This is a genomic window from Lacinutrix venerupis (assembly GCF_003663945.1).
Taxonomy (GTDB): Bacteria; Bacteroidota; Bacteroidia; order Flavobacteriales; family Flavobacteriaceae; genus Lacinutrix; species Lacinutrix venerupis.
In genome coordinates, this window is the sequence record NZ_RCCH01000004.1 from 235371 (window position 1) to 260646 (window position 25276).

Genomic DNA, 25276 nt, shown 5'->3' on the forward strand with positions numbered 1-25276 from the left:
TATACATAAATGTGTTGTTAGTTTATAAATTTGATTAAAGTTTCTATTAACTCTAATATTACTAAAGATATTGTAAGAAAAAAAATAACGCATAAACAAAATGAATGTCCTACTCCATCCAACCTATTTTCCTAGCATAGCAACTTTTGTAGCTGTTGCTAAAGCTGAAAATATTGTAATGGAAACTCAAGACAACTACCAAAAGCAAACCTATAGAAACCGTTGCTATATTTATGCTGCTAATGGAAAATTACAACTAAGCGTTCCTGTTAACTTTAGTCAAAAAAACAGGCAAAAATATAGCGAAGTTACAATTGCTAATAACTATAATTGGCAAGACAACCACTTTAAATCTTTAGAATCTGCTTATAGAACTTCTCCATTTTACGAGTTTTATATAGACGAATTACAGCCATTATTTACTGAAACTTTCAACTCTATTTTAGATTTTAATTTAAAATGTTTTGAAACCATTTGCGAATGTCTTCAGTTAGAAACTAATATTTCTAAAACTGAAGTTTTTGAAAAAAACCCAACAAATTTAAAAGACTTAAGAAACTTGGTAAATGCTAAAAAAGAAACCATTTTACCATTAGAACCTTACACACAAGTATTCGATACAAAACATGGTTATATTAATAATTTAAGCATTTTAGATTTACTTTTTAATGAAGGACCAAATACTATAAGTTATTTAACTGCCCAAAATATATTTTAATGATACAATCTATTGTACATTATGGTATTCATTTTATTTTACCTTTAATTATAGCTTTACTATGCTTTAAATCTCAATGGAAAAAAGCATATTTAATAATGATACTAGGAATGCTAATTGATCTAGATCATTTGCTTGCAACTCCTATTTTTGAAGCTAATAGATGTAGTATTAATTTTCACCCTTTACATAGCATCTATTTAATACCAATATATTTATTTTTAGTATTCCCTAAAAAAACAAGATGGATTGGTATTGGATTATGTATTCATATTATTGCAGATAGTGTAGACTGCTGGATGATGTAAAACATATTGCAGCAATTATTTTTTATACTAAAGACTCACTTTTGTCATTATTGGATAGTGATCTGAATATTCAACATCGTAAGTTTTAAATGCATTAATTTTAAAAGAAGGATCTGTAAAAATAAAATCTATTCGCATTGGAAAAAACTTAAAATTATAAGTTCTACCAAAACCATTTCCTGCCTCTTTAAAAGTATCTTTAAACTCTTCTTTAACTTGTTTATAAACATAAGAAAAGGCAGTGTTATTAAAATCGCCACAAATAATAGACTTATATTTTGAATTGCTTTTGTGCTTTAAAAATAATTCTGCTTGTAACTCTTGTACTTTAAATGTATTGCCAATTCCATTAAATAATTTCTCAGACTCTTTAGTTGTTAAAGTTTCTAATTTTGGATCAATACGTAGTGATTGTAAATGAATATTATAAATTCTTATAGTGTCTTTAGATTTTACAATATCAATATAAATAGCATTGTTAAACGTATTAGGAAACTCTATGGATCCAGAATTTACAATTGGATAATTTGAGAAAATGGCTTGTCCGTATTTTTTATTTTTTCCAAGCAGTTTTTCATACTTATACTTGTAGAAAGAGAGCTTTGTACTTTCTCTTGGGTGATATTCCTGTAAAGCTAATACATCTGGCGCTTCTTGTTTAATAAAGCTAACTATATTTTCTTCTACATCTTCATTAGGAATCCATTTGTAGAGATTAAATAATCTCACATTGTAATTCATTACAGAAATATTGTTTTTATCTACAACTGTTTTAGATTCTGAAAACTTATATAACGAGCCAAAAATAAAATAACCAATAGTTAAAACGAATAAGGATAGTAACAACTGCTTTTTTATTTTTACTAACCAATACACAAAAAACAAAACGTTTAATAGTATTAAAATTGGCACACCTAAGCCTAAAACAGAAATTGCTGCAAAAGTTTTTGGAGAAAGTAATGGCACTATATAAGACATCAGCAAAATAAAAGCTACTACAGAGTTAGCTAAAAACATTACTTTTTCGAAAAACTTTAATTTTCGCATAATTTTATTTGCCGGCTTTAAATAAAAATTCTTTTTCTGCAGCAGTTAAACTTTCGTAACCACTTTTACTTATTTTATCTAAAATAATATCTATTTTTTTTTGGTTATTAAACTCGCTAAATTCTCCTTTAGTATAACCGCCAACCTTAGTTTTATCTTTATAAACCGTTTTAAGATTTCCTTTTTTATTAGTTTTAAACCAATTAGTAATACTATCTAATAATCGTTCAAAACCTTTACCTATATCGTTACCTTTTACTAATTGTTTTGCATAAACAAAACCTAAAAGAGCTCCACCTAAATGAGCTAAACTACCTCCTGCATTTGCTCCTGAAAGCCCTATAAAATCGAATAGTATTAATACTGCTCCTATGTACCAAATTTTAACGTTCCATGTAATTAAACGTACTTCGGTATTAGGCATATATGCACATAAAAATATAAAGATTGCTCTTACGGCTGCACTTGCTCCAATTAATGGAAAATATTTATTTGCAAAATATTCTGGAAAAATATTATAGCATAATAAAAACATTAAAGCTCCAGCAATACTGCCTAAAAAATAAAGATTTAATGCCATTTTTGCACTAAACAGATTAAGAAATAATCTACCTATAAAATACAACCAAATCATATTAAATACGAGATGTAATAATTTATAATGCAAAAAGGAATATGTAATTATAGACCAAGGTTGAAGTATAGCCTCGTTAAAACTTGGAGGCAATTCTAAATAAGACAAAACACCCGAAATAACTGGTTTTAATACTATAACAATTAAAAAAATAATAACATTTATAGCTATTATTTTTTCAAGTACATTAAGGTTTTTAAACTTATATTTTAACTGGTCTAAATTGCTCATAACAATTAATCTATTCTATACTTATTAAAGGTATTCTTTTTTAAAAATTGCATAACTATTAATCCCACAACTGCTCCTCCAACATGAGCCCAATGTGCTATATTCATTCCAAAAACTGAAGGACTTCCTAAAAAACCAGATACAATATCATAACCCACTAATAAAGGTATAAAGTATTTAGCTTTAATAGGTATTGGTAAGAAAATTAACATTAACTCTGCATTAGGATTTAATATTCCGAAAGCTACTAAAACGCCCATAATACAGCCCGAAGCACCTACCATTGTAGCATTATACACTTGAAATGCATCATTAATTTGTTCCACCTGCAAAGCGGTAGTGGGAAAATTCCATTTTCCTGTTCTAAAAATATCCATTAAAGCTTCTGAAGATACACCTGAAGCTTGCAATTCTGGTACAATTTGAGAATACTCAAAATAATAAAATCCGAGTTGAAATAAAACAGCTCCTAAACCAGCAGCAAAATATAATATTAAAAACTTTTTACTACCTAAACGTTGCTCTACTGCAGTACCAAACATCCAAAGCGCAAACATGTTGAATAATATATGCGTAAAACCGCCATGCATAAACATGTGTGTTACTATTTGCCAAGGCTTAAAAATGCCATTTTCTGGATAATGCAAAGCAAATAAATCGAACATTCGAGCTTCACCAATTACTAGTGTTGCTACAAACATAATTACGTTTATTATTAATAAATGCTTTACTGTTTCGGTTATTCTATTCATATTTTTTCTTTCTAAAATTTAGAAATACTAATAATTTTATATAAACTTTTTATCTAACTCATCTACAGTCATCGTAACAAAAGTTGTTCTATTAGTTGGAGATACATTTGGCTCCTTACAAGCAAATAATGAATTTACTAAATGCTCTTGTTCTATAAGTGTTAAACTTTGTCCTGCTTTTATTGCTAAACTTTTAGACAAAGATTTAGCTAATAAATCGGTGGCACTAAAGTTACTATCTGGCACTTCATTTTCCACGTCACTTATTAATTGCTCTAATATTATAGAAACTTCACTCTCTGGAACACTTACTGGAACTCCAGCAATTTCTAATAATTCTCCTTTTATAGTTTGAAATATAAAACCTGTATGTTCTAAATCTGTTTTTAATTGATTAATAATTTCGATTTCTGAAGGAGAAAAATGAAGTTGTAATGGAAACAATAATTGTTGACTCATCGCTTCTTTAACAGTCATATTTTTTAAAAAATCCTCATACAATACACGTTGATGTGCTCGATGCTGATCTATTAATAACATACCAGACTTAATAGTACTAACAATGTACTTATTATGAAATTGATAAGTGGTTTGCTTTTGTTCTACTTGATTTTCATTCTCAAAAATAGATTCATTTTTACTACTACTTTCAAAATGAACTTCACTAAAATCTTGTTGTGTTTGCGTGCCTTTAGACTCTAAACCTACGTATAAACTTTCCCAATTTGAAGCTGGCGCTTTTTTGTAAGAAGTACTTACTGCACCAATAGATTGTTTTTCTTCTTTAAAAGGGTTAAAACTTCTATCTACCTCTACAGAAGGTGTTCCTTTTTGTTGGTAGCTATATGGTGTATCTAAATTAGCATCACGATCAAAATCTAGAACTGGTGCTATATTAAATTGTCCTAAACTATGCTTTACCGCAGATCGTAAAATAGCATATAGTGTGTGTTCATCGTCAAACTTAATTTCAGTTTTAGTAGGATGAATATTTATATCTATAGTTTGTGGATTTACCGTTAAATTTAAAAAATAACTAGCGTGAGCGCCATCTTTAAGTAAGCCTTCAAAAGCCGAACCTATAGCATGATTAAGATAGGCACTTTTTATAAATCTATTATTTACAAAAAAGAATTGCTCTCCTCTGGTTTTTTTTGCAAACTCGGGTTTACCTACAAAACCTGAAATTTTTAATACTTCGGTATCTTCATCAACAGGCACTAACTTTTCATTAGTTTTTGTTCCAAAAATATTTACAATACGTTGTCTATAATTACTTTCTGGCAGATTAAATGTTTCACTTCCGTTATGAAACATAACAAAACTAATATTAGAATGTGCTAAAGCAACACGATGAAACTCATCTATAATATGTCTTGTTTCTACAGTGTTCGATTTTAAAAAATTACGTCTTGCAGGAATATTATAAAAAAGGTTTTTTACAGAAATTGATGTTCCTTTTGGAGTAACCACAACCTCTTGCTTATTTACTTTACTACCTTCTATTTCTATACACGTACCTACATCTTCATGCTCTTGCTTTGTTTTTAGCTCTACATGGGCAATTGCAGCAATACTAGCTAGCGCCTCTCCTCTAAATCCCTTAGTGTTTAACTGAAATAAATCGTCTGCAGTTTTAATTTTTGATGTCGCATGACGTTCAAAACTTAACCTTGCATCGGTAACACTCATGCCTTTGCCATTGTCTATAACCTGAACAAGTGTTTTACCTGCATCTTTTATTACAAGTTTTATAGTAGTTGCACCAGCATCTATTGCATTTTCTAGTAACTCTTTAACTACAGAGGCTGGACGTTGTACAACTTCTCCTGCAGCTATTTGGTTTGCAACATGATCTGGTAATAATTGAATAATATCTGCCATTTACGACTTAAAAAAATATAGTGAGGTCAAAATCTATTATAAAAAGAAAAAGTAGCACTAAAATAGCTACAATTATATAAACGCGTCTGTTAACTGCTTTGTCTGGAGAATTCCTATACTCGTCTACAGCTTTAACAAATCTAGACTTTAAACCACCAGAAGCTTCAAGTGTAGTACGCTCTGCATCAAATTTACCTTTCATAGCATACGGGCTTCCTTCTCCTTTATAAAAACGAGGTTTATAATTATACTTCTTATTTTGTTTTAGTTTAATAAATGCCATAGTAATTATAGTTTTGATTCCAGATAGAACATTATTGCAATAATAATGCCTAACAATAGAAGTAAACCAGGTAAACCTATTTTACGCTTTCCGGCTCCGGTTTTTCGGGTACGCTTCCATTGCGAACCAACCTCTGTTTTAGTTTTTTCTGCTAAGTCAACATCCTTAACTTCATCTTTATGAAATCTAGGATTATAATTAAACGTTTTATTTTTTCTATTATTAAACACTATACTATTTTATACTATTGAGATACACTCAAAAGTACTGAAAATACAAAAGAATTTATATAATGAAAAGCTAAAATTGTTAACAGATATACTTCTTGTAAAAAAAGAAAATGTGTAAGACTGAACTTTAAAGACTTATACTTTAAATTAAATTAAGCATTAAAAAAAGTAAAAACTGAAGATGTAAACAGCCAGAGAGATATCTATTTCTTATTTAAAACAGCCATTTTAATAGCAGCTACAGCAGCTTCGGTACCTTTATTACCATGTATTCCTCCAGAACGCTCTATACCTTGTTGCTCGGTATTATCTGTTAAAACACAAAATATTACAGGTATATCATGTAAAACATTTAGGTCTTTTATTCCTTGTGAAACACCTTCGCATACAAAATCGAAATGTTTAGTTTCACCTTGAATTACACTACCAATAGCTATTACAGCATCTACATTTTTTTGTTGCATTTTCTTGCAACCGTAAATAAGTTCAAAACTTCCCGGAACATCCCAACGCGTAATATTCTCTGGTAAAACATTATGCTCTACTAAAGTCTCGTAAGCGCCTTTATAAAGTCCTTCGGTTATATTATCATTCCATTCTGAAACAACAATCCCAAACCGAAAGTCTTTCGCGTTTGGGATTGATGCTTTATCGTATTCCGATAAATTATTATTTATTGTTGCCATGCTTATTTATTCGTCATTGCTTCTGCTTTTCCTATAAATACATCTACAGATGTTGCTTCTGGTGCATTAGGATAAGTTTCTTTAATTGTATTAAAATAACCTAAAGCTTCAGACGCTCTTCCTAAATTTAAGGCAGTAACTCCAGCCTTGTAATAGTATGTAGGAGCAGTTAATTCATTATTTCTCATTTTTGCAGCTTGCAAGTAATAGTCTAAAGCATTTTCTGGATCTTCTAATTGAATAAAAGCATCTCCTATAGATCCTTTTGCCATTGGTCCTGCAGCTTCATCTTCACTTTCAAATTTATCTAAATGCGTAATAGCATTTTTATAGTCTTTTAAGTTTAAGTAAGCCATTCCAGCATAATAATTTGCTAAATTAGCAGCAGGTGTACCACTATATTCTTTTATAATATCTAACATACCATATTTACCATCGCTACCATTAAGTGCTACATTGTATAGTGAGTCGCTAGATACACCACTTACAGCTTCGTTAAATTGTTTTTGCGCGTAGTACATTTCATTCATCCCTTCTGCATTTGCAGGTTCTTGAACTAATTTCTTGTATCCTAAATACCCTAAAACTAAAGCAGCAACTACTCCAATAATTATAAAGATATATTTTTGGTTAGCAGCAACAAAGTCTTCTGTTTTAGAAGCCGATTCGTCTAAGGCATCAAATACTTCTGCAGTTGTTGAGTTTTCTCCTAAGTTCTCCTCAATAACTTCCTGTTCTTTTTCTGTTTTTGGTTTATAACCTCTTTTCTTATAAGTTGCCATGTATAGTTTTATTTATGCGTCGCAAAAATAAAATTTTTCTTCATATATAAAAGCTTATTTATTTGTTATTTTGCAAGTCGCATCTATTTGTAAAAATAACAACTACTAGATTTGTATAATTAGTATATGATTTTAAAGTCGCTTTCTTTAGTAAATTATAAAAATTTCGAGAGTAAATCTCTAATATTTAACGACACAATTAATTGTCTTGTAGGCAATAACGGTGTAGGAAAAACAAATATTTTAGATGCTATCTACCATCTTTCATTTGGTAAAAGTTACTTTAATCCTGTAGCTTCACAAAACATAAAACATGATCAAGAGTTTTTTGTTGTTAATGGAGAATATGACAAAGAGAGTAAATTAGAAAAAATTGTAGTTAGTTTAAAACGCGGCCAAAAAAAAGTTATAAAAAGAAACGGAAAGAGTTATACCAAATTTAGTGACCATATTGGCTTTTTACCTTTAGTAATAATTTCGCCTGCAGATAGAGATTTAATTACCGAAGGTAGCGATACTAGAAGAAAATTTATAGATAGTGTTATCTCGCAAAGCGATAAATTGTATTTAGACGATTTAATTAAATACAATAAAATACTTGCTCAACGTAATAGTTTATTAAAATATTTTGCCTTAAACAATACTTTTAATAAAGACACTTTAGAAGTTTACAATAATCAATTAACAGATTACGGAACCAAAGTTTTTAACAAAAGAAACGCTTTTTTAAAAACCTTTATTCCAATTTTTAAAGCAAGATACCAAGCAATTAGTAATGGTAATGAAATTGTAAATTTAGTTTACAAAAGCGATTTATTTGATACAGATTTAAATACTTTGCTTATGCAGGTTATAAATAAGGACAAAGCCATACAATACACTAGTGTAGGCATACATAAAGATGATTTAATCTTTAATATAGATAACCATCCTATTAAAAAATTTGGTAGTCAAGGACAACAAAAGTCTTTTTTAATTGCCTTAAAACTAGCACAATTCGATTTTATAAAGCAACAAAGTGGTGTTAATCCAATTTTGTTATTAGATGATATTTTTGATAAGTTAGATGAACAACGCGTTACACAATTAATTAAATTAGTAGATGATGAAAATTTTGGGCAACTTTTTATTAGCGACACACATGCTGAACGTACTGAAAACGCAGTAAAACAAGTACACCAATCTTATGAAATATTTAAATTGTAGATAAAAAAACATAATAATATATTACAATTAAAAATGAAGAAAATTCTATTTATTATATTACTTACAACTGTTTTTAGCTGCTCTAAAAACCCAGAAAACTTAGTACAATATATTGATGGTTATTGGGAAATTGAAAGCGTAACATTATCTAACGGTGACAAAAAAGAGTACAAGATTAACCAAACTGTAGATTATATATCGGTAAACGATAGTTTAAAAGGATTTAGAAAAAAAATGAAACCACGTTTTGATGGTAAATATGAAACATCAAAAGATGCCGAAACACTTCAAATAAAAATAGAAAACGACAGTTTAAATTTATATTATTCAACTAAATACGCAAATTGGAAAGAAACAATTTTAATGGCAAACGATAATAAGTTAAAAATTGTTAATCAAAGAAATGATGTGTATTTATACAAACGCTTTACTCCAATAAATATTAACCAATAAAATAATTACCACAACAGTGGAAAATTAACATGGCAAAAAGAAACAATAGTATATTAAACATTCAAGATGCACTTAAAGACTTTGTTGAAAGTAACAAATTAGAAAAAGGTTTAAATAAAGTAAATGTTCGTGATGCTTGGGTAAAATTAATGGGAAATGGAGTAAATAATTACACCACAACTGTTGACTTAAAAAACGAAACACTTTATGTACAACTAAGTTCTAGTGCTTTACGTGAAGAATTAAGCTATGGAAAAGATAAAATAATTAAACTTTTAAATGAAGAACTTGGTAAAGATATTATAAAAAAAATAGTGCTACGCTAATATTATTTTAGGCTTAAGGTTAATTAATTGTTACTTAATAAAATAAAAATAGATTGTTAAATTTAAAATAGTATCTTTGTTACTTATTATAAATTAAATTTTTTTTAAAATGGCTCAAGGCACAGTAAAATTTTTCAATGATTCTAAAGGTTTCGGTTTTATAACTGAAGAAGGATCAGACAAAGACCATTTCGTACACATTTCTGGATTAATCGACGAAGTTCGTGAAGGAGATGCAGTAGAATTCGATCTTCAAGAAGGTCGTAAAGGTATGAACGCAGTAAACGTAAAAGTTATATAATTATATATATTCAATTTACCTTATTACAGGAAAAGCCCACTTTTAGTGGGCTTTTCTATTTTAAAGCAATTACCTAATTACGTATTTGTAATAAAAAAAAGCGCAACCATTGGTTGCGCTTTTTTTATATCTTTTTATTACCTATTGTTTCATTAATTTAATAACCGTTTTAGCTTCTTTAGAACTTACAGTCATAAAATATAATCCAGAAGCTACATTAGATAAATCTATTGCCTTAACATCATTCATGTTTGATAAATCTACAGATTGAATAAAACGTCCATTTATATCGTAAATTTCTGCTTTTTCTAAATTTAGCTGTCCTATTTTCTGTAAATTAAAGATTCCATTTGATGGATTTGGGAATACTTTTACAAAATTATTTATAGCATCAAAATCTTTAGTAGAAAGAGAGTAAGTACAATTATAAACTGTAACCTCATCTAAATACCAACCAATTAATCCATTACAACCATCAGAACCCAAATCAAATCTAAACTGTATTGTACTATTTGCTGTAACACCCAAAGAAGATAAATCTATACTACTACTTCCCCAACTTCCTTTGTTTGATCCTTCATCAGAACCTGTAAAAGCATCTTCACCACTCATAGGATTATCGTTTTGACCTCCATTAATAGCTCCATTATAAGCATTGGTTAAAAAAGCTGCAGATGGAACAAGTGTCCAAGCACCGCCATCTAAACTATATTTAATATTTGCACCATCCCAATTAAGTTCTGTTGCAACATTATGATTAAAAGCCATTTCAAAAACACCTGTTGTAACATCAGGCATTGTAATTATTGGACTTTCTAACTGCATACTTCCATTTTGAAAATCGGTTTGACAATCACCTCCATACACTTCGCCTATTGGTGCATTTACAGCATAAATACCTGTTCCTGCTCTACCGCTTGGTAAAGATGTTTCTAATTGCCAATCTCTTGACGTCCAAGTTGGTGATACTGTTACTTGAGAAACACTCCAGCCATCCATTCCTGTTTCCCAATCTTCAAAAAAGATTGGATTATTTAATCCGGTATCGCAAATTGGTGGTGTATCTCCTAAAATAGAAGTAAATCCACATTGTGTTGGCTCAATACGTAACTCTACAGCAAGTACAGCATTAGTAACCTGTTGTACATCTAAAGCTGTTATAATTTCTCCCGAAGGACCTGCTGGAGTTGAAGTTGTAGATAAACCTTCTAAATTAACACCAATTAAATCGTTTGCAGAAGCCTCTAAGGCATTAGCTAAATCTAAAAAATCACTTGTAGCTGTAAGATATTGACTTTGCGCTCTCCAAAAAATATGTGCTGCCTTAGTAAAACCAATACTTCCAATTACTTGTCCATTATATGTACCGCCATCTACTAATAAAGCATAAGCATGGTTTGGTACACCAGAATTTATGTGTACTCCTCCAGAATCTGTAGTATTACACCAATATTGAGCATCGGTAACTTTGCCAGGATGACCATTACAATTTGGATTCCACATATCTCGTATTGCGCCTCCAAAAGCAGTTGCGTCTTCTGTTACTTTCCAACGATCACTATTGTTACAAGTTATTCTTAAAGCTAAACTCTCATCTGCATCTTCATAATTATTTAATAAATCTACAGTTTCTCCCCAAATATCAGAATAAGATTCATTTATTGCTCCAGATTGCCACTGGTAAATTAAACCACTTGTATATTCTGTATATGCGTGTCCCCATTCATGAGCAACAGCATCATCAGATGCTGTTCCATCACAATAATTAGCTGTTGTACCATTCCAGTTTGCATTAGGACAATTAATATTTGGATTGTTATTAATTGTTACCATTTGCGCATCTGCATCATCATAAGAAGTATAATTAAAAGCATTTTCAAAAAAGTTATAAATATGCCCTGAAGCTTCCACCTCATTACGTTGCCAAATTGTTAAACTACCAGGTAAAGCATCACCTTCTTGCCATGCTACTGTACTCAAATTATTTTCATAAACCACACGGTCTAATGCATGAGCAATACCTGTAAACTGCTCCACAATTGTCCCTGTATGTGCATTTACAAAAACATACTCTCTAACATCTGCATTATTTCTTACCTCTACCTCGTAAACCAAATAATTTGCACCTTTATAACCTTGTGCTAATCCTTTTTGAAATACATATAATTTACTATCATGTACTAATAATGTTTCTCCAGAAAAATTAATCTCTTGATTAATTATTGCTTCAATAGCTAATGCATTTGCTTCAGTTTTTGATAATGTTGGTGTAGCATCTAGTTTAATGCCTGTAATATAATTACCGTTTATGGCTGTTATATTTTTTTCTGTATTAAAATGAAATAATAATTTTCCATCGTAAACTGGTATATTATTATAATATTGATTTAAAATTACTCGTTTTAAACCAATATTATCAATTTCTGAAGACTCTAATTTAAAGTCACTTTTTACATCATTTACACTAAAAATATCTTTATTTTCATTTAAGAAATTAAATGCTTTTTCAGAAAGAGAACTTCCTGTTATTTTATAAGGACTCGTATTCGAAAATCTAATAAAATCTGGAACATTAGAATGCTTATTAATTGTAATTAAAGCATTTGTTTTTTGTTTAAAGTTTTCAATTGCTTTTTCTCGATTTTGCGCTTGAGAAAAAAAGGTAAACATTAAACTAAGGATAAGCGTAGTTTTTAATAATCTCATAGTTTTTTTTTAAATCACGCTAAAGTACTTGATTATTAGGTACAAAAAAAGCCTAACGTGTTAAAATTAGGCTTAAGTGTTTGTTTTTATCGGTTAAATGCTTAGAACATTTCTCTTCCTGAAAAGTGAAAAGCTCCTTCAATTGCAGCATTTTCGTCACTATCACTACCATGTACGGCATTCTCACCAATAGAAGCAGCATATAACTTACGTATAGTTCCTTCTGCAGCATCTGCAGGATTAGTAGCACCAATTAAAGTTCTAAAATCTTCAACAGCATTATCCTTCTCTAAGATTGCAGCTACAATAGGTCCACGAGTCATGTACTCTACTAACTCACCAAAGAAAGGTCTTTCGTTATGTATTGCGTAAAATGCTTCAGCATCTGCTGTTGTCATTTGTGTTAATTTCATTGCTACGATTCTAAAACCAGAAGCATTAATTTTTTCTAAGATTGCACCAATGTTTCCTTTTTCAACAGAATCAGGCTTAAGCATTGTAAATGTTCTATTTGTTGCCATAATATTTTTTTATAAATTTGGTGCAAAAGTAGTGTATTTCTTCAAAAAAACAAGAGTAATCCATACTAAAATATTGTATATTCGCGACCTATGACTACACAAGATATTCTGGAGATAAAAACGCTTCTTGCTACTCCAAAAAAAATTGCAATTATACCTCATAAAAACCCAGATGGAGATGCTATTGGCTCTACTTTAGGGCTTTTACAATATTTGTTACAATTAAACCATAATGCAAAAGTTATTGCTCCAAATGATTTTCCAGATTTTTTAAAATGGCTACCAAAAGTAGAGACTATAGAAATTCATGAAACCGAAAAAGAAAAAACAGAAGCTTTTATAAATGAAGCAGACATAATTTTTACTTTAGATTTTAATGCTTTTCATAGAACTGGAAACATGGAAGCGCTCTTAGCTAATAGTAAAGGTTTAAAAATAATGATAGATCACCATCAACAACCAGACGATTATGCTAAATATATGTTTAGCGATGTATCTATGAGTTCTACTTGCGAGATGGTATATCACTTTATAGATAAATTAAATGCTTTAGATAAGTTAAATAATAATATAGCAACTTGCCTTTATGTTGGTATTATGACAGATACTGGTTCGTTTAGATTTCGCTCTACAACCAGTACTACACATAGAATTATTGCTAATTTAATAGATAAAGGTGCCGATAATACACTAATACATAACAACGTTTACGATACTAATAGCTATAATCGTTTACAACTACTAGGTCGTGCTCTAAGTAATTTAAAAGTTCTACCAGAGTATAGAACTGCTTACATTACACTTTCTCAACAAGAGCTTCGTGACTTAGATTATAAAAAAGGAGACACCGAAGGATTTGTAAATTATGCTTTATCTTTAAACAAAACCGTATTAGCTGCTATTTTTATTGAAGACAAAAATCAAGGCATTATTAAAATATCTTTAAGATCTAAAGGCGATTTTTCTGTAAACGAAATGTCTCGTGCACACTTTGAAGGAGGAGGACATACTAATGCTGCTGGTGGAAAAAGCGACACCTCTTTAGAATCTACTGTTGAAAAATTTATTAGTATATTACCTGCTTATAGTAAAGCTCTAAATAATGAATAAACTTTTGCTTACATGCTTTATTTTTATAAGCTTATTTGCTTGTAAATCACCAGAAGCCAGAAAGCCAGAAACTGTAAAAACAGGCTCTTTTATTAAAGAATCTGCGATACGAAACAAAAAACTTTTAAAAGCTGAAGAAAAAGCTATCCAAAATTATATTAAAGCTCATGATAGCATGCAATTTAAAGCTTCAGAATATGGTTTTTGGGTATCTAAGGATTCTGTAGTAGACACTACAAACTCAATGCCTCCTAAATTTGGAGATATTGTAAATTTCGATTTTAATCTTTCGGCATTAAATGGTCAAACTATTTATACTGCTTCAGAATTAAAAAATAGAAATTATGCTATGGATAAAGAGGAACTTTTTACAGGCTTAAGAGAAGGCCTAAAGTTAATGAAAGCTGGAGAAACATTTACTTTTATATTTCCTTCACAAAAAGCTTATGGCTATTATGGAGATGAAAACAAAATTGGTAGAAACACACCATTAATTAGTAAAGTCACAATAAATTCAATCACAACAAAAAAATAATTATTAAAAGATGAATAACATTAAACACACTATGAAACTTTTTATTATCGCCTTATTGGTAAGTATGAGTGCATTCTCTTGCCAAGATCAATATCCAGATTTAGAAGATGGATTGTATGCAGAAATTAACACTACAAAAGGTACAATGGTTGCTAAATTATTTTACAAAAAAGTACCAGTAACGGTTGCAAATTTTGTTGGTTTAGCTGAAGGAACACACCCTAAATTAGAAGATTCTTTAAAAGGAAAACCATTTTACGATGGTATCATTTTCCATAGAGTTATGAATAATTTTATGATTCAAAGTGGAGACCCAACCGGAACAGGAATGGGTAGTGCTGGCTATAAATTTTACAGTGAATTTGATAAAGATTTAAAACACGATAAGCCTGGTATTTTATCTATGGCTAATTCTGGCGGTTTAAATACTAACGGCTCTCAATTTTTTATAACTGAAGTACCATATGTAAGAGGAAATGCTTTTGGTGAAGATGGCAGTTTAAAAGATTGTAGCGCACGTGGTGTTAGTTGTCATGCGGTTTTTGGAGAATTAGTAAAAGGACTTGAAGTACAAGACTCTATTTCTAATGTACCAGTATCTGGAAGTAGAAACACAACACCTACAACAGATGTGGTAATTAATTCTTTAAAAATTATTAGAAAAGGTGCAGATGCAAAAGCATTTGATGCTGCAAAAGTATTTACAGAAAAAGAACCGCTTTTACCAAAACGTATTGAAGAAACTCTTAAAAAGCAAGAAGAAGAGGCTAAAGAAAAATCTAAAGTTGCCGCTCAAGATTTTATAAAAGCAAATGCAGACATGAAAGGTGAAGTTTTCGAATCGCCAACAGGAATGGTTATGATTTTAGACAAAGCACCTAACGGAGCTAAACCAAAAAGCTCGGATACGGTATTAGTAAATTGCTCTGCTTACTTTATGAATGGCAACTTACTTTACACAACCTATGCAGAAGTTGCTAAAGAAATGAACCAATATAATGAGCAACAAGACAAAGGAGGAGCTTACAAGCCTTTTCCTTCAGTTTACAATGAGTCTGCAACTTTGGTTTCTGGATTTAGAGAAGCAATGTTAAAAATGAATGTTGGAGATAAAGCTAGAGTTTACGTTCCTAGTTATTTAGGTTATGGAGCTGCAGGTCGTGCGCCAAGAGTAGCACCAAATACCGATTTATATTTTGATATTGAAATAGAAGGTATTAAATAACAACTACTGTTATACCCAATACAAAAAAGCCTTTTAATTAATTTTAAAAGGCTTTTTATTTGCAATAATATAATTAAACAAAAAAGCACAACTTAAAATTGTGCTTTTTACTTTTTTATATAAATTCTTTTACAAAAAGAACTTATTACTTTTTAGGAATCTCTTTTAAAATTTCTAAAACAAACTTCCAATATTTTTGTGCTGAAGAAATTTGAGCTCTCTCATCTGGACTGTGAGCACCTTTAATGTTTGGTCCAAAACTAATCATTTCCATATCCGGATAGTTTTGACCAAGAATACCACATTCTAAACCAGCGTGACAAGCAGCAACATGAGCTTTTTCTCCATTCATCTTTTCATATAAGCTATCTAAAACTTTTAAAATAGACGAATCCATATTTGGTGTCCAACCCGGATAATCACCAGATAATTCAACCTCACAACCTGTTAACTCAAAAGTTGCTCGTAATGTATTGGCTAAATCAAATTTAGAACTTTCCACCGAGGAGCGAGTTAAGCAACCAATTTTAATGGCACCATCTTTTACAATAACGCGTGCAACATTGTTAGAGGTTTCTACTAAGTCTTTAATATCTGCACTCATGCGATATACACCATTTAATGCCGCATAAATGGCACGCGTTAAACCTTCTTGAACGCCTAAATCCATTATTTTTTCTGGAGTATCTATTTTAGAAACAACAACTTCTAAATCAGGCTCCATAGTTTTTAATTCGGTTTTAATAGTGTTTGCTAGTTGTTGCATTTCAGTATTAAACGCTTCTTCATGCATAGCATCTATAGCTACTATTGCTTTACTTTCTCTTGGTATTGCGTTACGTAAGCTACCTCCATCAATTTCAGAAATACGTAAACCAAAGTTTTCAAAACCATCAAATAATAAACGGTTCATAATTTTATTAGCATTACCTAAACCTTCGTGTATTTGCATTCCAGAATGACCACCTTGCAAACCTTTAACTGTAATTTGGTAACCAATTTTAAACTCAGGTGTTTCTTCTTCTTCATAAGTTCTTGTTGCTGTTACATCTATTCCACCTGCACAACCTACTCCTATTTCATCATCTTCTTCTGTGTCTAAATTTAGTAATATGCCTCCAGTTAATAATCCACCTTTTAAACCCATAGCACCAGTCATTCCTGTTTCTTCATCTATAGTAAAAAGCGCTTCAATTGCTGGGTGTGCAATATCTTTACTTTCTAAAATAGCCATAATAGTGGCTACACCTAATCCATTATCTGCACCTAATGTGGTACCTTTTGCTCGAACCCAATCGCCATCTACGTACATTTCGATACCTTGAGTGTTAAAATCGAATTCTGTATCTGCATTTTTTTGGTGTACCATATCTAAATGAGATTGCATAACCACAGTTACGCGATCTTCCATACCTTTTGTTGCAGGTTTTTTAATAATAACATTTCCTACTTCATCTTCAATCGTTTCTAGACCTAGTTTTTTACCAAAATCTTTCATAAATGCAATTACACGCTCTTCCTTTTTAGAAGGTCTTGGCACTGCATTTAAATCGGCAAATTTATTCCATAATTGTTTTGGTTCTAAGGCTCTTATTTCAGTATTCATTTTATAATTATTTTTATGAGTTGCTAAAGTACAAAAAAGACTTGTTGCGATATAAAAACCTAATAAGTCTAACAGAAAATTAACTATTTTTGAAGTATGCTGAAAAACAAAAAAATTCTAATTGCAGTTTCTATAATCCCTGCTTTTTTAATTATAAAATTACTCTCGCAATTTCCAGAGTTTGTAGAAACTTATTATAGTAAAGCTTTATATCCAATAGTTTCAAAACTGTTTAGATACACTTTAGGTTGGTTACCATTCTCTTTTGGAGACTTTATATATGTCTTTGCTATTATTTATATTATAAGATGGCTTATAATTAATAGAAAAAGAATGTATAAAGATGTAAAAAACTGGATTATAGACGTGTTTGCGGCTTTATCCATAATATACATTGCGTTTCATTTATTTTGGGCTATAAATTATTATCGATTACCATTACATAAAAATCTAAATTTAAAAGCAGATTATACTACAGAAGAACTTATTAATGTCACTAAAAATTTAATACATAAATCTAATTCTATTCATTTAGAAATTGCAAAAAACGATACAATTAAAATTGAGTTTCCTTATTCTAAATCTAAAGTTATAGAACTTGTTCCTCAAGGTTATTCTGCATTACAAAAAACATTTCCACATTTAGAATATAATGGAGAAAGCATAAAAAAATCTTTATTAAGTATGCCGTTAACTTATATGGGTTTTAGTGGTTATTTAAATCCGTTAACCAACGAGGCTCAAGTAAATAGTTACATTCCTGTTTTTAAAATACCAACAACTGCATCTCACGAAGTGGCACACCAATTAGGTTATGCTGCAGAAAACGAAGCCAATTTTATAGGCTTTTTAGCTGCTACACACAATAAAGATGTTTATTTTAAATATTCTGGTTTTACATTTGGTTTACGCCATTGCCTTCATGAAATTTATAGAAGAAGTCCAGAGCAATATGAAACCCTTGTAAAAACTATAAACCCAGGAATTTTGAAAAACTATCAAGAAGTTCGGGAATTTTGGGACGGCCATAAAAACCCAATAGAACCTTTATTTCAAAATACTTACAATACTTTTTTAGTAGCAAACAACCAAAAAGGAGGTATGAAAAGTTATAGTTACGTTGTTGCTTTGCTAGTAAATTACCTACAAAACAAAACACTTTAACATTTACAGTTTACAATAAAGCCATTGTAATGTACTATCTTTAAAACTTAATTTTCTTTTTATATTTAATCATGATTAAAAATTATCTATTATTTATTTTTACGGTGTGTTTTTTAAGTCTTTCTGCACAAGAAAACATTCCAAAAAATGACGGTGTTAAAACGTTAAACACAAACTACACGGTATTAACTAACGCCAAAATCTATGTTTCTCCTACTCAAGTAATCGAGAAGGGAACTTTAGTAATTAAAGACGGTAAAATAGTTTCTGTTGGCAACGGTGTTTCAATTCCTAAAAATGCAGTAATTACAGATTTGTCTGGTAAAAGTATCTATCCATCTTTTATAGACTTATATTCTACTTTTGGCGTAGAAAAACCTAAAGGACCAGATAATAATTCTCGTCGTCCACAGTATGATGCAACTCGAGAAGGATATTACTGGAATGACCATATTAGAGCAGAACAAAATGCTATAGATTTATTTAAGTACGATACTGCAGAAGCTAAAAAGTTATTACAAGCTGGTTTTGGTGTTGTAAATACGCATATAGATGATGGTATTATTCGCGGAACAGGAACTTTAATTGCATTAAACTCTAATGGTACAAATGCAAATAGAATTCTTAAAGAACAGTCTGCACAATATTTAGGCACCCAAAAAAGTAAAACATCTAAACAAGCTTATCCTACTTCTATTATGGGCGCTTTTGCACTGCTACGTCAAGTATATATGGATGCAAAATGGTACGACACAGGAGCCGCAAAAGAAACAGATAGAACTTTAGAAGCTTTTAATAGAAATAAAAATCAAGTACAAATTATTGAAGCTGGGAGTAAAATGAACGCTTTACGCTTAGATAATATTGGAGATCAATTTAATACACAATATGTTTTTGTTGGTGGTGGCGATGAATATGAATATGTAAAAGAAATAAAAGCTACAAATGGAACTTTTATATTACCCATTAATTTTCCAGATGCTTATGATATGGAAAATCCATTTTTAGCACAGTCTGTAGAATTATCAGATTTGCGTGAGTGGAACCAAAAACCATATAATCTAAAAATTTTAGCAGATAATAATGTACCGTTTGCATTATCAACCTATAAATTAAAAGAAGCAAAGGAGTTTATGCCTAATCTTTTAAAAGCAATTGAAGCTGGCTTATCTAAAGAAAAAGCATTAGCTGCTTTAACCACAATTCCTGCTAAAATTATTGGAAAAAGTAATGAAATAGGAACTTTAAAAACAGGTGCTTATGCAAACTTCCTTGTAACTTCTGGAGATATTTTTGATAAGAAAACAACTATTTATCAAAATTGGGTAACTGGTGTTAAAAACGAATTAAAAACAATAGATACTAAAGATATTAGAGGTAAGTATACTTTTAATTTAAAAAACACAGATTACGAATTAACAATTAAAGGTGAACTTGAAAAACTAAAATCTGAAGTTAAAACTAATGATAAAAAATTAGGGTCTAAAATTAGTTTTAACGACGACTGGTTAAACTTAACTTTCTCGACAACAGACACTACAAAGCAAGAATTTATTCGTTTAGTTGCAAATATTAAAGATACATCTGTCTTAAATGGTAAAGCTATTTTTCCAAACGGAAATGACACCGTTTTTGTAGCTACAAAAAAAACAGATTCTAAATCTCAAGACAAAAAAGAAAAAGAAGATGATAAAAATGATAATGAGCCAAAAGTCGATAAGTTTTATCCAGTAACCTATCCAAATATGGCTTATGGTTTTGAAAATTTACCAAAACAAGAAACACTTTTATTTAAAAATGTTACTGTTTGGACTAATGAAGAAGAAGGAATTCTTAAAAATACCGATGTGCTAATTAAAGATGGAAAAATTTCCAAAATAGGACAAAACTTAAATATATCTAATGCAAAAATAATAGACGGCAAAGGCAAACATTTAACAGCCGGAATTATAGACGAACATACACATATTGCCACTTCATCTGTTAACGAAGCCGGACACAATTCTACCGCCGAAGTAACACAAGAAGATGTTATAAATCCAGAAGACATTAATATCTACTATAATCTTTCCGGTGGCGTAACCTCTGCACAGGTGCTACATGGATCGGCAAATCCTATTGGTGGTCGTTCTGCTATTATTAAAATGAAATGGGGAGAAACAGCTAATAATCTTATTTACAAAAACTCACCAAAGTTTATAAAATTTGCTTTAGGAGAAAATGTAAAACAAAGTAATTGGGGAAGTAATAATACCGTGCGTTTTCCACAAACAAGAATGGGTGTTGAACAAGTATATACAGATTACTTTCAGCGCGCAAAAGAATACGATGCTAAAAAGAAAAGCGGACAACCATACCGAAAGGACGTAGAAATGGAAGTTATCGCCGAAATTTTAAATAAAGAACGCTTTATTAGCTGCCACTCTTATGTACAAAGTGAAATTAATATGCTAATGAAAGTTGCCGAAAAATTTAACTTTAACATCAATACATTTACACACATTTTGGAAGGCTATAAAGTAGCCGATAAAATGAAAGCACATGGAGTAGGTGGCTCTACTTTTAGCGATTGGTGGGCATATAAATATGAAGTTAACGATGCCATACCAACTAATGCTGCAATAATGCATAATGCAGGCGTTACTGTAGCTATTAATAGTGATGACGGAGAAATGTCTAGACGCTTAAATCAAGAAGCAGCAAAATCTGTTAAATATGGAGATATTAGTGAAGAAGACGCTTGGAAATTTGTAACCTTAAATCCAGCAAAACTATTACATATAGACGACCGTGTTGGTAGTATTAAAGTTGGAAAAGATGCCGATGTCGTGTTATGGAGCGATCATCCGCTTTCAATTTATGCCAAAGCAGAAAAAACAATTATTGAAGGTGTTACATATTTTGATATTGATAGAGATAAACAATTACGAGAAGCTATCAAAAAAGAAAAAAATGAACTAACAAATTTAATGTTGCAAGCTAAAAACAAAGGCTTAAAAACTAAACCAATTGAGAAAAAAGAAAAAGAGCATTTTCATTGTGATACTAACTTCTAGTATTTCATAATTATACTTACTCTTACAATTGGATTAATTAAAATTATAAAATCATATTTTCAGATGAAAAATTTAAAATATAAAATATTAGCTTTTACTCTACTATTTTCAGTAGTTTTAATTGCTCAACAAACACCAGCTCCAAAACAAACCACTGCTATATCTATTGAAGGTGCTACTGCACACTTAGGAAATGGAAACGTAATTAAAAACTCATTAATTATGTTTAACAATGGAAAAATAACTTTTGTTGGTAGCGCTATGATGAAAATAGCACGCCAAGGTAACGTTATACAAGCTCAAGGAAAGCATATTTATCCTGGTTTTATTGCTCCAAATTCTACTTTAGGTTTAGTAGAAGTTGATGCTGTACGTGCTAGTGACGATATGGATGAAGTTGGAGCCATGAACCCACATATTAGAAGTCTAATTGCCTACAATACCGAATCTAAAGTAGTAGAATCTATGAGACCAAACGGTGTTTTATTAGGCCAAATAACACCTCGTGGAGGGCGCATTTCGGGAACCTCATCTGTAGTACATTTTGATGCATGGAATTGGGAAGACGCAGCTATTAAAGAAGATGATGGCATACACTTAAATTGGCCAAATGCATTTTCTCGTGGCCGCTGGTGGCTTGGAGAACCTACAATGCTAAAAGAAAATAAAGATTATAAAAATGAAGTTGAAGAATTAACAACTTATTTTTTAAATAATAAAGCATACCAAGCGAGTAATAAATCTCCAAAACATTTACCTTTTGAAGCTCTGCAAGGTCTTATAGATGGTTCTAAAAAATTATACATTCATGTAGATGCAGAAAGAGGCATAACAGATGCTATTAATTTTGCAAAAGCAAACAATATTAAACATGTTGTTATTGTTGGTGGTTATGAAGCACATAAAGTAACAAGCTTATTAAAAGAAAATAATATTCCAGTATTGCTACAGCGAGTGCACAGTAGACCAAAGAATGATGATGATGATTATGACTTGCCTTTTAAATTAGCCAACGAATTAGTAAATGCAGGAATACTAGTAGGTTTGGAAAATTCTGGAGACATGGAGCGTATGAATGCTAGAAACCTTCCTTTTTTAGCAGGAACTTGTGCAGCTTACGGATTAGATAAAGAGCAAGCCTTAAGCTTAATTACATATAATACTGCAAAAATATTAGGAATAGAAGACAAAGTTGGCTCTCTAGAAGTTGGTAAAGATGCTACTCTTTTTATAAGCGAAGGTGACGCCTTAGATATGCGAACAAATAAATTAGAAAAAGCTTATATTCAAGGTAGAGATATTAGTTTAGAATCTCACCAAACAGATTTATACAAGCGCTATTCTAACAAGTATAAAAATTAAAATTATGAGACTTTTATTACTATTTTTATTACTGCCATTTATTAGTTTTTCTCAAAACAAAAAGAATAATACTAAAAATCAGCCATTGTTTATATCTACTATAGGGATTGATAATTCTTATTCAACTCAAAATAAACTAGATGTAGTTACAAATAGTATAAAAACAATTTCATATTCTACAAACAATTTTGACACTAGTAATTTTGTTGCTTTAACCAGCGAAAACAATAAGGTGTATAAGTTTTCGGAGTTAAGTTCTAAAATAGATTTAAGTCAAGCATTAGATAATGTTATGTTTACTGGAAACTTTTTTAATCCAAAAGAAACTCATTTTTCTTCTTTAATTAATACAAACCATTAACTATTGCTAAGATTACGTAATAAAAAAAGCGACCTGTAGGTCGCTTTTTTTATTATAGTATATCATTCTATATTATTGTGCTACTGTAGCAGATTCGGGTTTTTTAAATGTTTCTGCTGAAAAAGCTTTACTTGATAATTTAACATCTGTAAACTGTAAATCGTTACGTTTTTTTACTGGTACATTATCTTCAACTATATACCATGTTAAAGTTTCAGGTAGTAAAACACCTTCTATAGTATGCCAGTTTCCATATTTAATAAATGACCATTTTTCACTTTTAGCCTGAGTTTTGTATGTTACTGTATATGCTAGCCATTCCATTTTAAAAGTTTCAGCATTATAGTATAATATATACTCATCTTTAGAAGATGATCCAACACCATCATTATAACTAATTTTTATACCAGGATATTCTATGCCATCAAAAATTAACGGTTTAGCGGTTTCATAGTTAATACCATTATCTGCTAAAACAAAAGGCATAGTATGGAAATAAAACATTAAATTATAGTAAAAATTAGGGTTACCTTTATATTCCTCTTCTGCTTTACTATCTAACCATACATTAGAACCATCAAAACCTATAGTGTGGTTTTGCATTGTAATTAAAGATTCTCTAGATTTTAAGTTAACTTTTGTTACTTCTTTTCCTGTTGGTTTTGTTAAAGCGAACTCTAAAGCTTCCATTCTATTCCAATTATCTATTCCTCCGTGAGCTTCAAAAACTTTAGATAGTGCTTCTGGATAATTAGTTTTTGCTAATTCTGAAATTGCTTCAGTCTCCATTTTTGGTTTATCTTCAGTTTTTTTTGTTTCATTTTTACATGAAATAAAAAATAGCGCAATACCTAAGATGTACAATAAGTGTTTCATTTAAATTTTGTTGTTTTTTTAGTTTTTATTTAGTGTAATTTAATCTACAAAATTTGCCTTTTCTGGCTTTACAAACATTGAAGCATCTGGTACTTTTTGCGTAATTTTTACGTTTGTAAAGACATTAGGAGATTTTGGTGTTGTTGGTTGGTTGTTTTTAAAACCATAACCTGTTATTGTACTTGGCATTAATAAGCCATTAACTTTTTGCCAATCGCCGTAACGTCTAAAATGTAATTCTTCAGTATCTATTCCTGGTACAAAGTTAACAGTATAACCTAACCATTCCATTATGTAAGTATCTGCATTATAATATAATACATAAATATCTTCTGGTGTAGCTCCTACTCCATTGTCGTAAGAAATTTTTATACCTGGATATGTTATACCTTCAAATGTAAGTGGTTCTGCATCAGAATATTTAATACCATCATCAGATAAAATAAAAGGCATTGTATAAAAATAAAACATTAAATTATAACCAAATTTTGGGTCGTAACCTTTATATCCTGTTTCGGTTTTATTTAATAACCATGGCTTTTCTCCATCGAAACCTATACTATAGTTTGGAGCATCTAACAATGCTTTTCTAGTATCTAAATCTGTAATAGTTACTTCTTCTCCACCGTCTTTATTTTGAGTGTATTCTAGAGATTTCATAGATTTCCATACATCTATTCCTCCATGAGCATTAAACACTTTAGTAAGGTTTTCTGGATAAACTGAAGTTGTAACGTCTAAAACTTCGTTTTTATAATCTGTTGTTTCTACTACTTCAGCTTTTTTATTCTCTTTACAAGCCGAAACTATAATTAGTAGAACTGCAGCAATAATGTAATTTTTCATCATTTAAATTTTTGTTGGTTTTTTTATCTGTCGTAAAACAAATCTAATGATTACAAAAAAAAAGCTT

At 30.4% G+C, this 25276-nt stretch carries 26 protein-coding genes; 13 read left to right on the forward strand and 13 right to left on the reverse strand.

Annotation, left to right across the window (positions count from 1 at the left end):
• The first annotated feature begins 100 nt into the window (after positions 1-100).
• A complete protein-coding gene (locus CLV86_RS07675) occupies positions 101-718 on the forward strand; it encodes a WbqC family protein (protein WP_121051366.1) in 618 nt (205 codons plus the stop codon).
• Complete coding sequence (locus CLV86_RS07680) at positions 718-1026, forward strand: DUF6122 family protein (protein ID WP_076733692.1); 309 nt, start codon at positions 718-720, stop codon at positions 1024-1026. Before CLV86_RS07675 ends, CLV86_RS07680 begins: the two co-directional genes overlap by 1 nt.
• Before the next feature lie 27 nt (positions 1027-1053).
• Here the strand turns inward: CLV86_RS07680 and CLV86_RS07685 are convergent, their stop codons facing one another.
• The 8 genes from CLV86_RS07685 to CLV86_RS07720 form a co-directional block, all read right to left on the reverse strand.
• The gene (locus CLV86_RS07685) at positions 1054-2073 is read right to left on the reverse strand and encodes an endonuclease/exonuclease/phosphatase family protein (protein ID WP_121051368.1); all 1020 of its coding nucleotides are present in this window, start codon (positions 2071-2073) and stop codon (positions 1054-1056) included.
• A 4-nt stretch (positions 2074-2077) separates the two neighbouring features.
• A complete protein-coding gene (locus CLV86_RS07690) occupies positions 2078-2938 on the reverse strand; it encodes a rhomboid family intramembrane serine protease (protein WP_121051369.1) in 861 nt (286 codons plus the stop codon).
• Positions 2939-2943: 5 nt separating this feature from the next.
• Complete coding sequence (locus CLV86_RS07695) at positions 2944-3690, reverse strand: rhomboid family intramembrane serine protease (protein ID WP_121051371.1); 747 nt, start codon at positions 3688-3690, stop codon at positions 2944-2946.
• 36 nt (positions 3691-3726) lie between these two features.
• Positions 3727-5574, reverse strand: a complete 1848-nt coding sequence (gene mutL, locus CLV86_RS07700) for a DNA mismatch repair endonuclease MutL (protein ID WP_121051373.1) — start codon at positions 5572-5574, stop codon at positions 3727-3729.
• 7 nt (positions 5575-5581) lie between these two features.
• Entirely contained in the window at positions 5582-5857 is a 276-nt protein-coding gene (locus CLV86_RS07705; protein ID WP_121051375.1) for a riboflavin synthase subunit beta, read from the reverse strand.
• Positions 5858-5862: 5 nt separating this feature from the next.
• A complete protein-coding gene (locus tag CLV86_RS07710) occupies positions 5863-6087 on the reverse strand; it encodes a hypothetical protein (protein WP_076733698.1) in 225 nt (74 codons plus the stop codon).
• 203 nt (positions 6088-6290) lie between these two features.
• Entirely contained in the window at positions 6291-6773 is a 483-nt protein-coding gene (gene ribH, locus CLV86_RS07715) for a 6,7-dimethyl-8-ribityllumazine synthase (protein ID WP_076733699.1), read from the reverse strand.
• Between the two features lie 2 nt (positions 6774-6775).
• On the reverse strand, positions 6776-7555 hold the full coding sequence (locus CLV86_RS07720; protein ID WP_076733700.1) for a tetratricopeptide repeat protein: 780 nt from the start codon (positions 7553-7555) through the stop codon (positions 6776-6778).
• A gap of 126 nt (positions 7556-7681) precedes the next feature.
• Here CLV86_RS07720 and recF point away from each other — a divergent pair, with 126 nt between their 5' ends.
• From recF to CLV86_RS07740, 4 genes are all read left to right on the forward strand, one after another.
• A complete protein-coding gene (gene recF / locus CLV86_RS07725; protein WP_076733701.1) occupies positions 7682-8761 on the forward strand; it encodes a DNA replication/repair protein RecF in 1080 nt (359 codons plus the stop codon).
• 33 nt (positions 8762-8794) lie between these two features.
• Entirely contained in the window at positions 8795-9214 is a 420-nt protein-coding gene (locus CLV86_RS07730) for a hypothetical protein (RefSeq protein ID WP_121051377.1), read from the forward strand.
• 29 nt (positions 9215-9243) lie between these two features.
• Positions 9244-9540, forward strand: a complete 297-nt coding sequence (locus CLV86_RS07735; RefSeq protein ID WP_076733703.1) for a DciA family protein — start codon at positions 9244-9246, stop codon at positions 9538-9540.
• A gap of 109 nt (positions 9541-9649) precedes the next feature.
• Positions 9650-9841 (forward strand): cold-shock protein, encoded by a 192-nt coding sequence (locus tag CLV86_RS07740; protein WP_013870486.1) that lies wholly within the window; start codon positions 9650-9652, stop codon positions 9839-9841.
• Between the two features lie 141 nt (positions 9842-9982).
• Here the strand turns inward: CLV86_RS07740 and CLV86_RS07745 are convergent, their stop codons facing one another.
• Together CLV86_RS07745 and CLV86_RS07750 are read right to left on the reverse strand one after the other, a co-directional pair.
• Positions 9983-12547: a M4 family metallopeptidase gene (locus tag CLV86_RS07745; protein WP_121051379.1), complete on the reverse strand. Its 2565-nt coding sequence runs from the start codon at positions 12545-12547 to the stop codon at positions 9983-9985.
• A gap of 101 nt (positions 12548-12648) precedes the next feature.
• Positions 12649-13068 carry a nucleoside-diphosphate kinase gene (locus CLV86_RS07750; RefSeq protein ID WP_076733705.1) on the reverse strand — a complete coding sequence of 140 codons (420 nt, stop codon included), beginning with the start codon at positions 13066-13068 and terminating at the stop codon, positions 12649-12651.
• A gap of 90 nt (positions 13069-13158) precedes the next feature.
• Between CLV86_RS07750 and CLV86_RS07755 the strand changes: the two genes are divergently transcribed.
• Genes CLV86_RS07755 through CLV86_RS07765 form a run of 3 tightly spaced genes read left to right on the forward strand, consistent with a single transcriptional unit; the run spans position 13159 to position 15938 of the window.
• Entirely contained in the window at positions 13159-14178 is a 1020-nt protein-coding gene (locus tag CLV86_RS07755) for a DHH family phosphoesterase (protein ID WP_121051381.1), read from the forward strand.
• Positions 14171-14713 (forward strand): gliding motility-associated peptidyl-prolyl isomerase GldI, encoded by a 543-nt coding sequence (gldI, locus tag CLV86_RS07760; RefSeq protein ID WP_121051383.1) that lies wholly within the window; start codon positions 14171-14173, stop codon positions 14711-14713. The genes CLV86_RS07755 and gldI overlap by 8 nt, the downstream gene beginning before the upstream one ends.
• A gap of 31 nt (positions 14714-14744) precedes the next feature.
• Entirely contained in the window at positions 14745-15938 is a 1194-nt protein-coding gene (locus CLV86_RS07765; protein ID WP_076733708.1) for a peptidylprolyl isomerase, read from the forward strand.
• Positions 15939-16083: 145 nt separating this feature from the next.
• On the opposite strand, the gene CLV86_RS07770 is transcribed toward CLV86_RS07765, so the two are convergent.
• Positions 16084-17544 carry an aminoacyl-histidine dipeptidase gene (locus tag CLV86_RS07770; protein WP_121051387.1) on the reverse strand — a complete coding sequence of 487 codons (1461 nt, stop codon included), beginning with the start codon at positions 17542-17544 and terminating at the stop codon, positions 16084-16086.
• A gap of 96 nt (positions 17545-17640) precedes the next feature.
• Here CLV86_RS07770 and CLV86_RS07775 point away from each other — a divergent pair, with 96 nt between their 5' ends.
• From CLV86_RS07775 to CLV86_RS07790, 4 genes are all read left to right on the forward strand, one after another.
• Positions 17641-18708 carry a DUF3810 domain-containing protein gene (locus CLV86_RS07775; RefSeq protein ID WP_121051389.1) on the forward strand — a complete coding sequence of 356 codons (1068 nt, stop codon included), beginning with the start codon at positions 17641-17643 and terminating at the stop codon, positions 18706-18708.
• Positions 18709-18779: 71 nt separating this feature from the next.
• Positions 18780-21764 (forward strand): amidohydrolase family protein, encoded by a 2985-nt coding sequence (locus tag CLV86_RS07780; protein ID WP_121051391.1) that lies wholly within the window; start codon positions 18780-18782, stop codon positions 21762-21764.
• Between the two features lie 63 nt (positions 21765-21827).
• Positions 21828-23126: an amidohydrolase family protein gene (locus CLV86_RS07785; RefSeq protein WP_121051393.1), complete on the forward strand. Its 1299-nt coding sequence runs from the start codon at positions 21828-21830 to the stop codon at positions 23124-23126.
• A gap of 4 nt (positions 23127-23130) precedes the next feature.
• Complete coding sequence (locus tag CLV86_RS07790; RefSeq protein ID WP_076733713.1) at positions 23131-23487, forward strand: hypothetical protein; 357 nt, start codon at positions 23131-23133, stop codon at positions 23485-23487.
• A 72-nt stretch (positions 23488-23559) separates the two neighbouring features.
• Here the strand turns inward: CLV86_RS07790 and CLV86_RS07795 are convergent, their stop codons facing one another.
• Positions 23560-24363, reverse strand: a complete 804-nt coding sequence (locus CLV86_RS07795; RefSeq protein WP_121051395.1) for a DUF6503 family protein — start codon at positions 24361-24363, stop codon at positions 23560-23562.
• A 39-nt stretch (positions 24364-24402) separates the two neighbouring features.
• Complete coding sequence (locus CLV86_RS07800) at positions 24403-25212, reverse strand: DUF6503 family protein (RefSeq protein WP_121051397.1); 810 nt, start codon at positions 25210-25212, stop codon at positions 24403-24405.
• Positions 25213-25276: the final 64 nt, after the last annotated feature.

What these genes read in the sequence shown, in the direction of transcription:
- CLV86_RS07730 (WP_121051377.1), top strand. Translation starts at nt 8,795, where the DNA reads ATGAAGAAAATTCTATTTATTATATTACTTACAACTGTTTTTAGCTGC.
- CLV86_RS07780 (WP_121051391.1), top strand. Translation starts at nt 18,780, where the DNA reads ATGATTAAAAATTATCTATTATTTATTTTTACGGTGTGTTTTTTAAGT.
- mutL (WP_121051373.1), bottom strand. Translation starts at nt 5,574, where the DNA reads ATGGCAGATATTATTCAATTATTACCAGATCATGTTGCAAACCAAATA.
- CLV86_RS07675 (WP_121051366.1), top strand. Translation starts at nt 101, where the DNA reads ATGAATGTCCTACTCCATCCAACCTATTTTCCTAGCATAGCAACTTTT.
- CLV86_RS07680 (WP_076733692.1), top strand. Translation starts at nt 718, where the DNA reads ATGATACAATCTATTGTACATTATGGTATTCATTTTATTTTACCTTTA.
- CLV86_RS07790 (WP_076733713.1), top strand. Translation starts at nt 23,131, where the DNA reads ATGAGACTTTTATTACTATTTTTATTACTGCCATTTATTAGTTTTTCT.
- gldI (WP_121051383.1), top strand. Translation starts at nt 14,171, where the DNA reads ATGAATAAACTTTTGCTTACATGCTTTATTTTTATAAGCTTATTTGCT.
- CLV86_RS07705 (WP_121051375.1), bottom strand. Translation starts at nt 5,857, where the DNA reads ATGGCATTTATTAAACTAAAACAAAATAAGAAGTATAATTATAAACCT.
- CLV86_RS07750 (WP_076733705.1), bottom strand. Translation starts at nt 13,068, where the DNA reads ATGGCAACAAATAGAACATTTACAATGCTTAAGCCTGATTCTGTTGAA.
- CLV86_RS07695 (WP_121051371.1), bottom strand. Translation starts at nt 3,690, where the DNA reads ATGAATAGAATAACCGAAACAGTAAAGCATTTATTAATAATAAACGTA.
- CLV86_RS07755 (WP_121051381.1), top strand. Translation starts at nt 13,159, where the DNA reads ATGACTACACAAGATATTCTGGAGATAAAAACGCTTCTTGCTACTCCA.
- recF (WP_076733701.1), top strand. Translation starts at nt 7,682, where the DNA reads ATGATTTTAAAGTCGCTTTCTTTAGTAAATTATAAAAATTTCGAGAGT.
- CLV86_RS07785 (WP_121051393.1), top strand. Translation starts at nt 21,828, where the DNA reads ATGAAAAATTTAAAATATAAAATATTAGCTTTTACTCTACTATTTTCA.
- CLV86_RS07685 (WP_121051368.1), bottom strand. Translation starts at nt 2,073, where the DNA reads ATGCGAAAATTAAAGTTTTTCGAAAAAGTAATGTTTTTAGCTAACTCT.
- CLV86_RS07800 (WP_121051397.1), bottom strand. Translation starts at nt 25,212, where the DNA reads ATGATGAAAAATTACATTATTGCTGCAGTTCTACTAATTATAGTTTCG.
- CLV86_RS07720 (WP_076733700.1), bottom strand. Translation starts at nt 7,555, where the DNA reads ATGGCAACTTATAAGAAAAGAGGTTATAAACCAAAAACAGAAAAAGAA.
- CLV86_RS07795 (WP_121051395.1), bottom strand. Translation starts at nt 24,363, where the DNA reads ATGAAACACTTATTGTACATCTTAGGTATTGCGCTATTTTTTATTTCA.
- CLV86_RS07735 (WP_076733703.1), top strand. Translation starts at nt 9,244, where the DNA reads ATGGCAAAAAGAAACAATAGTATATTAAACATTCAAGATGCACTTAAA.
- CLV86_RS07740 (WP_013870486.1), top strand. Translation starts at nt 9,650, where the DNA reads ATGGCTCAAGGCACAGTAAAATTTTTCAATGATTCTAAAGGTTTCGGT.
- CLV86_RS07770 (WP_121051387.1), bottom strand. Translation starts at nt 17,544, where the DNA reads ATGAATACTGAAATAAGAGCCTTAGAACCAAAACAATTATGGAATAAA.
- CLV86_RS07775 (WP_121051389.1), top strand. Translation starts at nt 17,641, where the DNA reads ATGCTGAAAAACAAAAAAATTCTAATTGCAGTTTCTATAATCCCTGCT.
- CLV86_RS07765 (WP_076733708.1), top strand. Translation starts at nt 14,745, where the DNA reads ATGAAACTTTTTATTATCGCCTTATTGGTAAGTATGAGTGCATTCTCT.
- CLV86_RS07690 (WP_121051369.1), bottom strand. Translation starts at nt 2,938, where the DNA reads ATGAGCAATTTAGACCAGTTAAAATATAAGTTTAAAAACCTTAATGTA.
- CLV86_RS07745 (WP_121051379.1), bottom strand. Translation starts at nt 12,547, where the DNA reads ATGAGATTATTAAAAACTACGCTTATCCTTAGTTTAATGTTTACCTTT.
- ribH (WP_076733699.1), bottom strand. Translation starts at nt 6,773, where the DNA reads ATGGCAACAATAAATAATAATTTATCGGAATACGATAAAGCATCAATC.